The sequence below is a fragment of the Occallatibacter savannae genome (assembly GCF_003131205.1).
GTDB lineage: Bacteria > Acidobacteriota > Terriglobia > Terriglobales > Acidobacteriaceae > Telmatobacter > Telmatobacter savannae.
Genome location: NZ_QFFY01000002.1, coordinates 13,117 through 27,325, shown reverse-complemented (window position 1 = coordinate 27,325; position 14,209 = coordinate 13,117). Strand labels below are relative to the sequence as shown.

General features: G+C 54.6%; 9 protein-coding genes and 1 tRNA gene. 7 read left to right on the top strand and 3 right to left on the bottom strand.

Translation table 11 applies throughout. The features are described 5' to 3' along the window. Window positions 1–16 precede the first annotated feature (16 nt). The 4 genes from folE2 (at window position 17) to DHV10_RS07665 (ending at window position 4,620) form a co-directional block, all read left to right on the top strand. Entirely contained in the window at window positions 17–832 is an 816-nt protein-coding gene (folE2, locus tag DHV10_RS07680) for a GTP cyclohydrolase FolE2 (protein ID WP_109485783.1), read from the top strand. Between the two features lie 265 nt (window positions 833–1,097). Then, entirely contained in the window at window positions 1,098–2,798 is a 1,701-nt protein-coding gene (locus DHV10_RS07675) for a ParB N-terminal domain-containing protein (protein WP_109485782.1), read from the top strand. Continuing rightward, the gene (locus DHV10_RS28190; protein ID WP_109485781.1) at window positions 2,799–3,566 is read left to right on the top strand and encodes an HNH endonuclease; all 768 of its coding nucleotides are present in this window, start codon (window positions 2,799–2,801) and stop codon (window positions 3,564–3,566) included. It abuts the gene before it with no gap. A gap of 49 nt (window positions 3,567–3,615) precedes the next feature. Further along, complete coding sequence (locus DHV10_RS07665) at window positions 3,616–4,620, top strand: hypothetical protein (protein ID WP_162601299.1); 1,005 nt, start codon at window positions 3,616–3,618, stop codon at window positions 4,618–4,620. 1,275 nt (window positions 4,621–5,895) lie between these two features. On the opposite strand, the gene DHV10_RS07660 is transcribed toward DHV10_RS07665, so the two are convergent. Both DHV10_RS07660 and DHV10_RS07655 read right to left on the bottom strand, forming a co-directional pair. Beyond that, a complete protein-coding gene (locus DHV10_RS07660) occupies window positions 5,896–8,217 on the bottom strand; it encodes a DUF3987 domain-containing protein (protein ID WP_275425910.1) in 2,322 nt (773 codons plus the stop codon). 388 nt (window positions 8,218–8,605) lie between these two features. Next, window positions 8,606–9,247: a hypothetical protein gene (locus DHV10_RS07655; RefSeq protein WP_109485778.1), complete on the bottom strand. Its 642-nt coding sequence runs from the start codon at window positions 9,245–9,247 to the stop codon at window positions 8,606–8,608. 1,158 nt (window positions 9,248–10,405) lie between these two features. Between DHV10_RS07655 and DHV10_RS28185 the strand changes: the two genes are divergently transcribed. Continuing rightward, window positions 10,406–10,600 carry a helix-turn-helix domain-containing protein gene (locus tag DHV10_RS28185; RefSeq protein ID WP_109485776.1) on the top strand — a complete coding sequence of 65 codons (195 nt, stop codon included), beginning with the start codon at window positions 10,406–10,408 and terminating at the stop codon, window positions 10,598–10,600. 114 nt (window positions 10,601–10,714) lie between these two features. Continuing rightward, window positions 10,715–11,881, top strand: coding sequence for a tyrosine-type recombinase/integrase (locus tag DHV10_RS07640; protein WP_109485775.1), 1,167 nt, complete (start codon window positions 10,715–10,717; stop codon window positions 11,879–11,881). A 132-nt stretch (window positions 11,882–12,013) separates the two neighbouring features. On the opposite strand, the gene DHV10_RS07635 is transcribed toward DHV10_RS07640, so the two are convergent. Beyond that, window positions 12,014–12,090 (bottom strand) — tRNA-Val (locus DHV10_RS07635). A gap of 187 nt (window positions 12,091–12,277) precedes the next feature. Here DHV10_RS07635 and DHV10_RS07630 point away from each other — a divergent pair. After that, window positions 12,278–14,200, top strand: coding sequence for a glycoside hydrolase family 35 protein (locus tag DHV10_RS07630; RefSeq protein WP_109485774.1), 1,923 nt, complete (start codon window positions 12,278–12,280; stop codon window positions 14,198–14,200). The last annotated feature ends 9 nt before the right edge of the window (window positions 14,201–14,209 follow it).

Below are 14,209 nucleotides of genomic sequence, written 5' to 3'. Positions count from 1 at the left end.
GGTTGGGAGGGCATTGATGCACGACGTCCAAAATCATTCCGATGAGCGAGGAATTCCGATTGATCGTGTAGGAGTCTGCGGTCTGAAGTATCCGATCATCGTTCTGAATCGCGACGGTCAACGCCAGCCAACCATAGCGACCATTTCAATGTCCGTTGATTTGTCGCATCGGTTTAAAGGTACACACATGAGTCGGTTCATTGAGGTACTGAATCGATACCATGGTGAGATTGCGATGCGAACTTTTCCATTGATTTTGGATGAATTGAAATCTCGCTTGCAGGCCAAGAAGGCACACATCGAGATGAAATTTCCATATTTCTTACAGAGGTCTGCTCCCGTGTCCGGTGCGAAGGCCATGATCGATTACGAATGCAGATTTAGCGCGGAATGTAACGCTAGCCGCGATGATTTCTTCCTTTCGGTCTCAGCGCCGGTTACGACTTTATGTCCGTGCAGCAAAGCCATCAGTGATTACGGCGCGCACAACCAGAGGGGCGAGATCACAATCGACGTTATGATTGAGACCGGCGGCAGGACTGTCTGGATAGAGGAGATTATCGAAATCGCGGAGGCTTCTGCTTCTTCGCCGGTCTACGGGCTACTGAAGAGGGCTGACGAGCGCCATGTGACAATGCAAGCCTACGATAATCCTACGTTTGTCGAAGATATTGTGCGAAACGTGACAGTTCGTTTAAAGGGAGACGAGCGGATCATGTGGTTCAAGGTCCACGCAATAAATCACGAGAGTATTCATAATCACAATGCTTTTGCAGAAATACATTGGCAACGGCAACAACTTGCTACTCTAGCACGTAAGGGCGACGTTTAAACTTTAGTGGTCCTCTGAACTACTGGTCCAGGAGATCCCAAAGGGCCATAACGCCCTCGCAAATACGGTGCGTGATACACGGTTACGATTGCGGTCAGGGGCAACTGCGGTTAGGGAACGATAGACGTGCTCGGATGAGCAATTTGTTCCAGCCACAGAAAGCTTGCACGAAAGTCGTATTCCGCCCGATGTCCGTGCGGAGCCCCGCCTTATTTATCTGATAAAATCGGCCCGAAGTATCGATTCCTGACATAAGGCATCTTCTATGACACAGAGCAAGGAATATTCTGCAATCTTCTTTAAGCAGCGGGAAAATGCGCCACTTCAGGTTGCGTTTGTCGCCCCTAGCAGCGAGATAGATGCTTGGGCGCGCGTACCGACGAAGAAGACGGGAAATGTTCGGAATTTCCAGCGGGCAGAGATTCCAAGTCACATCCAAGAGGTTCAACGCTTCTTTGAGAATAGAGACAATTCATCGCCCACAGCGATCGTCGTGGGATTCGACCCCATCCGCGCTAAGTCGAGAGTGGCCGCACTTACTCAGGATCGAGAGCGCCTCAATGACCATGACCTCACGCCGGGGGAGACTCGTGAAGGGGTTGTTAGGATCACTTGGGAATCCGATCGCGATCCGGAAACAAAGGACGAATCCATCGAGGCCCTACTCGCGCAATACAGCGATCTGGAAACGTACATTTTCGACGAACTACTGGATATCAGCGGCGGTCAATTGAGCCGTGATTCATTGCGAAGGGTTGCCGACGCCTTTCGCGATCACGCAAGAAATGGTGAACTGCCTGAATTGCCCGACGGAGTACAACCCGAACTCGACGGGGCCTCGGGAGAAGCAGAAACGCCGAACGAGGACCAAGATGTTTCTGATGACACGATCCCCGCGGAGATCAGAGATGAACTCAAAGGCCTCTCTCCAAGCCCTAAACAGGTCGTAATCGGGCGTCTCCTGTTCCTGAGTCGGTTGCAAAAGGAAATCCTCGGAGCGATGCCAGACTCAGCCGTGGTTGACATCTACCGAGAAGTTTGTGACGAGCTAAAACCAGGAATACTTATCGATGGCCAGCATCGAGTGATGGGAACGAAGAACTTCGCCAATATTCCTTTTCTCGTCACAGCACTTCCGACCGCATACTGGCCTGAACTAGCATTCCAATTCTTGGTAACAAATCGCACGGCACGACGTGTTCCCGAGAGTCTCCTAATTGCCATCGTCGGCCAATCCCTTTCTAAGGAGCAACGCTCCGTTATCGAGGAGCGTTTGCGGGAAGCCAATATTCGCGTCGGCTTGATTGAGGCTGTGATGAAGGTTCATGAAGATGAACAGAGCCCCTTCTTCGACATGCTGGCCTTTGGGATCAAGAATGAGTCGGGGTTCATTGATGCAGCTGCCATGCAGGGGAAAGTGATTCAGTTATGGTACGAACGGAAAGCACCGGTCCGCGAACTGTTTGATCATCGGTGTGAAGGCAAGTCGCTAAGCGAGCGCACAGAATTCTGGAAATCCGAGGAGCTGTGGTTTGAAATGTTCATCACATTCTGGGCTGCTGTGAAGCAGCGATATGAAGGCACTTCTGTCTTCTCAGATGAATTGCTTGACAAGAACAAAAAGACTCCGGCATCAAGGCTTATGACTGCCACGGTCTTGAAGGTTTTTCAGGAGACCATTCTGGAGTTTCTCCTTCAGCACCTGAAACAGAAACAGGCCACGGAGGGAATTCCGATTTCCGAATCGATTCCGGATTCGAGAACCTTCTCTAAGCTCGTTGAGCGCACACTCGAGCGTCTGACTCCGGAGTTTTTCACGGAGTGGCAACTGACGGGGTTTGATGGAAGCAAGGGTGCCCGCGACGATTTGGCCGACGCGATCAAAAAAGTCATCAGCACCGAGAAGACCGTTAGCCAATTGAAACTTAGTGCTCGACCCCACCGGCTATTCAAAGCGGAAGAATAGATGCTACCGGCGCCGATTGTAACGTTGCTGCAACTATATCCAAGCATACCCGATCTGTTGTCTATTCTGCAGAGATGGAGTGATCGCTCTGCTGATGACGCTGAGCAGGAATTAAAAGAACATTTGGCTTCGAGAATCTTTTTCCTCTTGCTCTCGGATATCGAAACTGCACCGAACTTTACTGCCGCTTGTCGGCGCATCGAATCACGTCTCGGCCTCTCCGCGAACACAGCAGAACAACTTACTGAGGAACTGTCAATCATCGCATCGCGCTTGAGGACATTGTCATCAGTAAGAGCTTCTGGACTCAGCGACTTGCCATACACCGTGCGGCGTAAACTTCTGGACAGACAGGCACACCGCTGCGTCGTCTGCGGTTGGCATTTCAGAAATCAAGCCCTCCACAATCGCCAACCCCAGCATGCTAGCCCCACGCTCGATCACATTGTGCCTTATCGCATCGGTGGAGATGGCCTCTCGAACCTTCGAATCATATGCGGGCTCTGCAACGCCGTTAAGGGCGACCGGATGCATATCGGTGAGCGAGGCCGCGTATGGTCTGACAATTTCATTTTCCTCCATAATCTCAAAGTCGTGGCGTTCTGGGCTATGGTGAGGGACGGACGCTGTGAGGTTGGAGGGTGTGCAGCCACTCCGGAACAGACTCGGCTATTTGTAAGTAGGCGCCTTGGTAAGGGCCAATTCGTAATAGACAATTGCATCACCAGGTGCGAGTTGCATGCAAGTGCCGATGTAATCGACTATTAAGCCTATGGCCCATGCAGACCTTGAACAACTCCGGAGAGCTTTCAGGGACGTGCTCGGCGAGAACTACGAGCACGAGATTCGTGCTCTCGTCGATGGAAAAGCGTGGTACAGAAACGACATTGGGATCGAAGAGGTATTCAATCTTTGGATCGCAAGAAGTATCGAAAGCGCCTTGGATGCCTCGTGGATCTTCGAGCCGCTTCGAGTGAGCGAAAGGAAGTTCCTTTGCGAGCACTTCGGTATCGCGCGTCCGGAGATCATCGGTAAAAGCCCGCGAGAGCTTGCTGAGAGGCTACTGCAAATCGCTGGGTTGCCAGTGTTTCGGATGACCGGCAATCGTGCCATGTTGGAAAGTTGGCAGCATCTCCTTTCACTTGTAAACAATGACGATGATGATCGTGCTGCCGTTGCCGCCCGTCAGCGTGCCGAGCGTGTGCTTCGCAAAATACTTTTCTTCTACTGTGCGACCGGCTATTCAGAAGAGTTCATACGGATGCTGGAAAATCCCGGTACACTTCGCGTTCCGCAGCGTCTTGCAACAGAGCTGAAAAACTCAGATCTCGAGAGACGCGCGAGAATCACAAATCTGTTTACTGAGGATGGATGGGCGGATCTAGGCTTTTTGGCCTTAGCCTTGCGGAAGTTTTCAGAAAGGCTGCTGGAAGCTCACGCTTTACATGTTTCGGGAGCTCAACTGAAGCTGTACACGGCGCAAGAGCATGAGGCATTCAATAGGTTGGGATCTGCTCTTCAGCCTTACACTCACGACCGACCATCCAAGCAGGAATCAAAGAAACAAGATCTTCGAGATGCCCTTTTAGAAATTGTCGCTGCATTGACTACCATGATCGCGAGAGGTGTTGTTCCTGACGAGGCCCTTGTCATCGAGACGGGAATCTCAATACTAGGGGCTGTTTTTAAAATCTCATTCGAAGCCCAAACGAGCCGCTATTTCAGGAGTAGCGAGACGCCCCCAGTGGGGAGTGTGATTTTAGTGCTGTCTAGCACGAATTGCGATTATGCTAGTTGCAACTGGGTTGCTTCCCCTTGGTGAGATTCTGATCTTTGCCCCTTTTGGCTGGTGCGACAAGGTTCACCAATTCGCATCTGTGGCGAAGCTAATTTGGGTGTCCTGGAATTCCCATTCACATCACCATCTTTCTGCAGCCTTCGACTTGACAAGATCAAGTTAGGGGGCCTTACAGGCGTGAACTCACAGGTGAGAAGCCCTAGAGAACCCGAGGGGAGTCATGAGGAACTGTTCATTCCAAGACGTACGCCCTTTTCCGTACGTAGCCACTGTTCCATGCAGCCGCGGGGTTAGTCTCAGGCCAGATTTTATAGGTGAAGCGGTGAAGCAGCGGAAACAGCTGTAAAAAGGCTGTTAGAAACTGCTCAAGCTTAGTTCTAGACCTCTTCGGCATTTAGGAGCCGACCCACAAGGAGTACCAGGCATCGGATAGTCTCTTGCGGAGAAGCTTGTGGCCAGATTTAGCCGCGGTCCTGAGTGAATGCCTCCGAGTCGAGCATTCACCCTCGACTCGCGGAGGACACCTCCAATCCATCAGCGACATCAAAAGCCATTGACTGCAGAGGGCATGTATTGCTCGCGATCGTGTATTGGATACGAGAGACATTGGCGACCCGTCAGGTGAGGTAGGAAGCAGCGGTGATGGCCCAGGGGGCTTCCCCTCTCCCCCGTTCTGCGAAAAAGGGGACCCTAATTGCCCAGCAGTTGAGCGGAATTCACAAGGACTCGAGGACTCAAGAACTCTAATCCGCAGCCAATCGGGCGTCTGTTTCAATCGGCTGAGCCATACCGGTGCCTCGGGACGTTGGATTCCCGTTATCTTGCATGCCTCTCAGACTCCCAAACGCTTCCGTAGTAGGGCAGCGGTCTCGAGACTAAGTGAACTGCAGATGGAAGAAGGACTCCATTACTTGTCCTCCTGAAAGCACTGGTGTACTCTCATCGCCGGCACAGTGCGAAATTCGCTAGAGCGACATAACAGGAACCATTCCGGTCCACACTGACGGATCGTACTATGTGTCGGTAAGTCGATCTAAGTCTTAGTGTGGCAACATAATTTAGCAAACACCAGAAGTGCTAAATGTACGTTAGCCAACAAAAAGGAGTGAAATCATCAATGACATTGGTCAAGTGCTTGCATCCCATTCGGGCTGAGCGAAAGACACGAGCCAATCGTCGCTCGCACAATCAATTCGATGTTCTTTAGGATAATGCCCTCGAGGAGAACCGACAAAACTGACAGAACGGATTTCTGGCAGTTCTGTCAGTGCTTGAGGCCGAGAATTAGGCCAGCAGCCGTCAGACCTTCTTTCTTAGCTTGGGGTTGATCTCATACCTTTCACTTGGCCGACCAAAAGAGGTCGCATTCTCTACTTGCCGCACCCAGCGGTATTCCTCCAGGATCCTGATTGCATTTCGGGCCTTTTCCGGAGAATCAAGATTGGTCCAATCATTGCGGTATACGTCTCGCAGAGAAAAGCTTCCTTCTTGGCACCTCCAGCCTCTCGCAATGCGTTGACTCAGGGAGATCGCCGCTGCGCGCTCTGGGCCGACTTGGGAGGCATAAACGCGCCGCGCATGTGACTCCAAGTATGCGCAGAACTCGCGAGCCATTTGGGCGTGCACGAAGGGCACAAATTCACCGTTCCCATCTGCGAGAGCAAAGAGCAGGGCTAGTGCCGGCATCAAACTCCGATATTTAGCAAGATGTGCGTGCATGTGTGGTGATTCTTCGATCTGGATTCTGTGCTCCAAATCGGTCAGCCACTGCTCGAATAGCTTCAGAGCTTCCTCGTCAAATCTAAAATACAGGGGGGAATTTGAGTCTAGCGCAACGATTCGATCGAACACGGATTCCGTCAGTTTTAGAGCGTCTTGATCGGGACTTCGATCGACGTATTTCCACGTCGTCGGCACATCAGGCCACACTAGCAACTGGAATCGTTGGATAAGGCCGTCATTCGATGGTCCATCACGCAATGCGTCAGCCAAGTACGAGCGCAAGCGGGCTGGCTGGATCCCACCAAAGAGCGAAATACAAGCATGAGGTACATGCACACTCCCGCGGCCGATGCGGTCAATGGTGAAGGCTGAATCGCCGTTCCAACATTCCAAGTAAAAGGCTCGCTCTTGCTCTCGTCCCTGCCTCTCTAATCCGGCAAGCCATCCCGTCAACTCATCCCGGAGGACAAACAGGCCTGCCGGATTACCCGATAACACCTCATGAAGGCTCTCGAAGGTCGCGTCGTTCGTAATGAGGCGTTTGAGCACTGGCTCGGAAAGTGTCGATTCCGGCTTGGCAGGCTTCTCCATATTTTTTCTGATTGCCGCTTGATACCGATTTCTCCACGCCTTCATATCTTCTTCCTGCAATTCCAATTCGGACTGATATGCCTTGATTTCCTCTTGGTACACCTCACGCCATCTTCTTTCGACGGCTAGCGCTGGGCGCGTCATCGAGGAGATTACCGGAGACTTCAACATTCCCGGTGAGGCAACGATCCCACCCCAGAGATTTGGGACTACAACCCAGGAAAAATCTCTCTGCTTGGGCTGAATCACCGCCCGGCGATTTGTGATGCCAGCAAGTGTGGCAATCGCCGCTACAGCAGGAAAATCGAGAGGGACCTGGAGTCGATCAGCTATGTCCTCTATCAGGGGCCGCAGGGATATCGGCATCCACTCCAAATGGCATGTTGCCACATTCGGAAGGATTTCCTCAAAGGGCTCGGGTTCTTCCCAGTCGGGCGATGCCGTCTTTAGTTGTGGAAGGCGACCCGCCGGGTACTGCGCTACACTTCTCGCAATTGTGCGGACTTCTTCGTCCAGCAAAGGTGGGCTGCACCGCTGACGATTCTCCTCGAGCAACGCGACCTCCATGGCGAGCGGAGACATCCCTTTGTTGCGCATCGATCCGGCAAGACTTGTTAGAGTGCTGTTTCGGGTGCCTTCGGGTATTGGGTCATTAAATGAGGTCTTCTCATTCACCCTCAAGTTGGAGGGTTCACACAGTCTGTTCAGGAGCCATTCCGGTGCTTCCGCTATCTCCGCACTTGGATCTTCGTATGCGTAAATCTTCCCATTTGGGTGAACTGAACCAGCTGTCAGCACGTATCCTCCCTCCCCCCGAACGTCCAAGCCCTTGCCGAGTTTGCCCGCGGAGTTTCGTATTGCTTTTCCGACAGGACGTCGGAAATACAAGTGTTTTCCCCGTCCCGTTTTGACCGTGAGCGTCTGCGGCAGGACATATCCGTTTCCAGCAAGCAGCGATAGTTCGGCTGCTCCATCGAGCCCGTCGATATCAACCACGATGACACCAGAAGGTTCCCCCGTCGCCATTCCCCAGTTACATCCCGTGAATCGTTCGGCCCAGTGTCTAAGCTGTGTCAGATCGTTACACGCCATTCGCGGCCAGTGTTTGATCATCGATGCCTTGCCTTTTGGCACAACCGGAAAGAGTTTCCAACCCCGCCGCGCAGCCTCGACCACTTCGGCCGGGACTTTGCTCTGATTAGGCCTCACAAGTTCACCTCTTTCGGCAGGATTAGAGCACCGTTCGTTCTTTCCGTTTTCTGGAAGACATTGTGTAGGGGATTGCGGCGATCCGAGTCTGCGTCCCATTGAGTAGGTTTTTGCACCCGCTGTTGGACTGAACCAGGGCTCCACCATCGGGAACGCGTTCTAGGTTGAGTGCGTTTTTCAAACCTTCTCGGGGAGATTTGATCGTGGATCTGAGACATCCGAGGCCGGCAAAGGCCAGAATGCCTTGCGACCTGTTGCACAGGCGAAAAGCTCTCTTCACTATTCACAGTCGCCACTTCTTTCCGTTCAGCGATTGCCACCGCTCGATGCGGCGCAGATCCAATACTGCTCGATCCTGCTGTACCGAAATAGATCGGGGGGTACGAAAACTCACACACTGGTCCTGCAGAAACGGGTAAGAACGTTTCAGGGAGGGATGACTCAACCTCAACACGTCAGGGATGATCTTCGAAGTTGCTGTGAGTCGTCACTCCGTCTTGGGGGCGCCGCCCTTCGGGGACCAATTCGCGACCTTCGCGACCTCCTCGATCCCCAGCTCATTGGGGCTACCATCGGCTTTGACAAGCGCAAACTCGGAGGCGTGTTCCTTCAACCACTTCGTTATCGCCGCTTTCGCTGATTTGTGTTTCAGCAAGCCAGGTTTGTTCGTTACGGCTTCCCACGCTCGTATAGCAGCGACGAGCTTTGGTGCGCGATGTTCATGGTGTGGATTCATGTAGGGGGGGATAGACGAGTGATCGACTGAGGTTTGGTCAGGAAGGAAGAACGTGCTTCGATAGTCGCGCTGCCGCAACCACTCCTTGATGTCTGAAACCAAAACTGTGACTCGATGGGGCCAATCGAAGTCGCCAACGACTGGGAGCTGCCACTTGTGATTCTCATCACGCCGGCCACTTCCATTGTCTGTTGCCCTTAGCTTGCCAGTGTTTATCGCGACAGCCAGTGCAGTCATGACGGGCTCTAATCCGGCCGGGCGGTGATTAGCGTGTTGGATCGAATACTGCACCCCATCTGGGTCCACTCCGATGATGAGCAAAGCCGCCTGGGCGACTGTGAGCGCCTCTGCGAGTCCCCAGATCTCGAACCGATCAATCGTAGCCGATTCCATTCTGCCCTCACGTAAAATCGCCACGCGAGAAAACAAGCGTTGTTCCTCGAGCACCTCTCATTGTTGACTGGACTGAGCTTATCGTGGTGATGTGTTTAGATACCCCATAGGGATGTTATGGTCCTCAAAAAGTGACCTTCTCCACCGAAAAACGCGATGACAGGGTTGTCGTCTACGCGGACATTCTGGAGAGCCTTGTCCTCATGCTCAATGGCGAGGACGTGTTGAAACGTGCGCCAACGAAGCGAACGAAGGCAGCGACAAGAAGCTCGCGTTTTCAGAAGTTGCTCCATGCTCATTTCGATGGATGGATTGAGGATGGAAAGCCAGATCTGTCGTATGACCGTTACGAAGTGCTAAGTTCGTCTATGTTGCTACGTAGTCTGAACGGTGAAGGAGAGATCCAATTCTTTTTGGATTTCAGTTCTCCCTCTGGAAGTGATTCGCCGCTGTCAACCAAAGCTCGAGCTGCGAAGTGGTTCCAGCTTTTCCAAACAATCGACGGGCGGAAGTTGCTATCCAAGTGCTCGAAGTGCGGGCGGTACTTTCTCCGTAAGCGACTGCGCAAGCGAACCCTGGCACAAAGGTACGGCGAATTCTGTGCCGAGCATAAGTCTCAGGTTCGGGTTCGGAGCACGAGAGAGGGCCGCGAACGTGAATTGGGCCGTAAAATTGAGGCGGCAGCAGCGTTGGCAGCGCAATGGGATCCCAGACGGCGCAATCGAATGGGTGACCGTTGGGGATGGGTTGTTAGAAATTCGAACGGCCAGATTACTAGATCCTGGATCACTCGGCACTTGAAAGAGATTGAATGTAAGTTGAGCGGCGCACGCGGTTGAACCCAATTTGGCGCGCTCAGCTTTTTCCATTCGGTGGCGAAGGAGCAGTTGCTGCTCAGGCGTGAAGATGCGCTTGTGTCTCGGGTGTACGGTTCGCGGCAGTGATGCAGAACTCACCTACCCATTCCTGAGAATTCCCACCTGAGTCTTCTCTATCCCAACCGTCTATTCACGGAACACCCAAAACGGCAGAATCGGTGCAGGTCCGAAAGCGCTGGCCCGTAGGATTCTCTGAACGTGAGGTAGAGAAGGGAAACTAGCGTTTGTTTCTCGCGCGTAGCGATGCGGCATTGCTGAAAGGGCCTCTGGAGGAGCCTGGGTGAACGAGAACTTAAATCCTGAACCATTCGTCGATGCGACTCGAGCGGCTGAGTTCCTCGGCATCAAGCCTCGCCGGCTGCTCGAAATGGCGCGTGCGGGGCAGATTCCTGGGCACCCGCTCGGAACCGGTGCGCGGCGCACATGGCGATTCAGACTGAGCGAGATCGCGAGAGAAGTTGAATCTAGCAGGTAAGGATCTTCCGATGCGAAGCTCCGACGTCCGGAATCAAAATAATGTGTTCCTATTCGTGCGATTGGGAAATAATCGATTGCAGGCAGTCTCCAGCGCCACAAGGAGACATCTGAAATGGCGCAACGGGGATGGATTACTAAAGAGCAACGCAGGAAGACTGGTCCAGTCTGGGTGTATCACTGGTACGTTCTCAAGCCGGAGACCGGAAAGAGAGTCGAGCACACGCGGGTGATAGGCGCAGTGGCTGATTTTCGATCCGACAAAGACGCTTGGCGTGAGATCGATCGGAGGCACCTCAAACCACAACTTGTCGACCAAAAGCTAGTCGCAGCTGGCCGGCTCACCTTCGGCGATCTCGCCGCCAGCTATCGGGAGAACGGTATGACGAAGTTGGCGGTCACAACTCAATACACGGTTCAGCACTACATCGATGACTACCTGCTGCCTCGTTGGGGAAAGAGTCTTGCACTCGAGATCGAGCCGCTCGCAATCGAACAGTGGCTCGCTTCGATCGCGCGCTCGAACCCGACGAAGGACAAGATACGGCGCATTATGTCCGTCATCTACACACGGGCGCAGAAGTACGGTCTGGTGCCGCGCAGCGAATCGTCGAATCCGGTACGTTGGGTTGAGCAATCGGCGAAGTCCAGCTACAAACCAATCGTGGTGGATCCCGCAACGGCCGCCAAGATCTTCGCGCTTCTCTCCGGCATGGAGCAGACGCTTGTGATTCTGGTGGCAGCAACGGGGATTCGTATCAGCGAGGCGATGGGCTTGAAGTGGGAGGACATTGATTACCACTCTAAGCAAATCAACCTTCGTCGGGTCTGGGTTCGGGACACGGTAGTGGAACGCATGAAGACGGACGACTCCGCGGCCCCTGTACCACTCACCGATCTTTTGGCCGACTGCCTGCGCAACTGGCAACGAGAGACGGTGCACGCTCGGCCGACGGACTGGATCTTCGCGAGTACGAGAACGAAGGGACGGCAACCGAGATCGAGTAGTGTGCTCACTTCGGATCATCTTCGCCCGGCGGCCATCGCTGCCGGGGTAAAGCTGAGAAAGGGCCAGCGGTTCGGGTTCCACAATTTCCGCCATGGACTGGCAAGCTGGCTGGTCAATCAAGGAACGGACGTGAAGACAGTGCAAGGGCTGCTTCGCCATGCGAACGTCTCAACGACACTTGGGCTCTACGCGCACCAGGTGAATGCGTCCATGATGGCGGCTCAAGACTCCATCATGCGCGCTATTCAGTCTGGCTCGCAGACGGTTCAGTGAGGCCGCTGAAGCGCGCGCAAAAGGAAGCAGTCAGGGCATGTCAGAGGGGGTCTTGCAGGTGAACAGGTGACGTTTTGCAGGTGAGATCTCACCTGTCGACCATTCTCAAGATCTGTAAGTGATTGATAAGAATGGTAGGCACGATTGGATTCGAACCAACGACCTCTTCCGTGTCAAGGAAGCGCTCTAACCAACTGAGCTACGCGCCTTCGCAGGTCAGCCTTAAGTTTAGCAGCAGATTGCCCCCAACGAAAAGGCGCGCTCAAACCCTCTGCGAAGCTGGCCACTTCTCGCCCTCCACGGCGGACGGCTTCCTTTCTCCCACCCTGATCAGAAGCGACATCTCGTTTCGCGCCCGCCTCCGCATCTGCGCTGCAGACGGTTATCATTGCCCGCATGCGCTCCGCTTTGCTTGTCCCTGTGTTTCTGGCTGCATCGGTGTTTTCTCCCTCGCGCGTCCTCAACCCTGTGCTGAGCGAAGTCGAACTGTCGTCGCATCTGGTCCCGGCTGTTGCCGGCAAGCCTGAGACGGCCTCCCACACCTTCGCCGTCGTGGGCGGCCAATTCCAATACGACGGCAAGCCCTACCAGATCCTCTCCGGCGAAATGCACTACCCCCGCGTGCCGCGCGCCTACTGGCGCAACCGCTTCCAGATGGCCCGCGCTATGGGACTCAACACCATAACCACCTACGTGTTCTGGAACCTCCACGAGCCCCGCCCGGGGGTTTACGACTTCGCCGGCCAGAACGACGTCGCCGAGTACATCCGCGAAGCCCAGCAGGAGGGCCTCAACGTCATACTCCGCCCCGGCCCCTACGTCTGCGCCGAGTGGGATCTCGGTGGCTACCCCTCATGGCTCCTCAAAGATCGCAATCTCACCCTCCGCTCCACCGATCCCAAATACCTCGCCGCCATGAACGAGTGGTTCGCGCGCCTTTCCAAAGAGCTCTCGCCGCTCCTGCTCCACAATGGCGGCCCCATCATCGCCATCCAGGTCGAAAATGAGTACGGCTCCTTCGGCAACGACCACTCCTACATGAGAGCGGTCAAGGACGGGCTCCTCAAATCAGGCCTCGCTGCACCTGACACGCTCCTTTACACCGCCGATGGCCCCGAGCAGGTACCCAACGGCTCCCTCCCCGAACTCCCGGCCGTCATCAATTTCGGCACCGGCGACGCCAAACAAGCCTTCGACACCCTCAAGAAGCTCCGCACCACGGGCCCTTATATGACCGGCGAATACTGGGCCGGATGGTTCGATCACTGGGGCGAGCACCACCACACCACCGCCGTAGCCGCCAACGCCTCCGAATACGAGTGGATGCTCCAACAGGGCTACTCCGTCAGCATGTACATGTTCCATGGCGGCACGAGTTTCGGGTTCATGAACGGCGCCAACAGCAACGGCTCCAACTACGAGCCCGACACCACCAGCTACGACTACGACGCGCCCCTCAACGAAAGCGGCCAGCCCACGCCCAAATTCACCGCCTTCCGCGAAGCCATCACCCGCGTCACCGCCGAGACTCCGCCCACCATCCCGCCCTCAATCCCGGCGCAAACCTACCCCGTCTCGCCCCACCCCGAATCCGCCTCGCTCTGGTCCAATCTCCCCGCACCCCTCGAATCCGACAAACTCCTCACCATGGAGGACCTCGATCAGTCTTACGGCTACATCCTCTACCGCACCGAAATCCCCAACGGCGCTTCCGGCCAACTCACCATCGACGGCCTCCACGACTACGCGCAGATCTACATCGACCGCAAACTCATCGGCACCCTCGATCGCCGTCTCGGCCAGTCCAGCCTCGCTCTTCCGCCAACCCTCAGCAAAACTACGCTCGACATCCTCGTCGAAAACTCAGGCCGCGTGAACTTCACCAAAGTGATTCGCACCGAGCGCAAGGGAATCACCGGGTCCGTCACCATCGGAAATCAGCAGCCGCAGCACTGGCAGATCTACTCCCTGCCGATCTCCGACCTCGCCGCACTCCACTTCACGCAAGCCCCGTGTGAAGGCCCCTGCTTCTACCGCTACTCACTCACAGCGCAGTCATCATCCGGTGCAAAGACCCCGATCCCCGACACTTTTCCGGACACATTTCTGGACACGCACACCCTCTCCAAAGGCGTCGCGTTCCTCAACGGCAAACCTCTCGGCCGCTTCTGGTCCATCGGCCCCCAGTTCACGCTCTACACGCCCGGCCCCTGGCTCCGCACCGGCCAGAACGAGATCGTGCTCTTCGACCTCCAGGGCTCCAAATCCGAATCCCTCAAAACCACCAACCACGCCGACTACGGCCCCACGGTAAAGTAGTCGTCAATT

Excerpts from the sequence above, each read along its gene's own strand:
- DHV10_RS07655 (WP_109485778.1), bottom strand. The coding sequence starts at position 9,247 with ATGGAATCGGCTACGATTGATCGGTTCGAGATCTGGGGACTCGCAGAG.
- folE2 (WP_109485783.1), top strand. The coding sequence starts at position 17 with ATGCACGACGTCCAAAATCATTCCGATGAGCGAGGAATTCCGATTGAT.
- DHV10_RS28190 (WP_109485781.1), top strand. The coding sequence starts at position 2,799 with ATGCTACCGGCGCCGATTGTAACGTTGCTGCAACTATATCCAAGCATA.
- DHV10_RS07640 (WP_109485775.1), top strand. The coding sequence starts at position 10,715 with ATGGCGCAACGGGGATGGATTACTAAAGAGCAACGCAGGAAGACTGGT.
- DHV10_RS07630 (WP_109485774.1), top strand. The coding sequence starts at position 12,278 with ATGCGCTCCGCTTTGCTTGTCCCTGTGTTTCTGGCTGCATCGGTGTTT.
- DHV10_RS07675 (WP_109485782.1), top strand. The coding sequence starts at position 1,098 with ATGACACAGAGCAAGGAATATTCTGCAATCTTCTTTAAGCAGCGGGAA.
- DHV10_RS07660 (WP_275425910.1), bottom strand. The coding sequence starts at position 8,217 with ATGGGACGCAGACTCGGATCGCCGCAATCCCCTACACAATGTCTTCCA.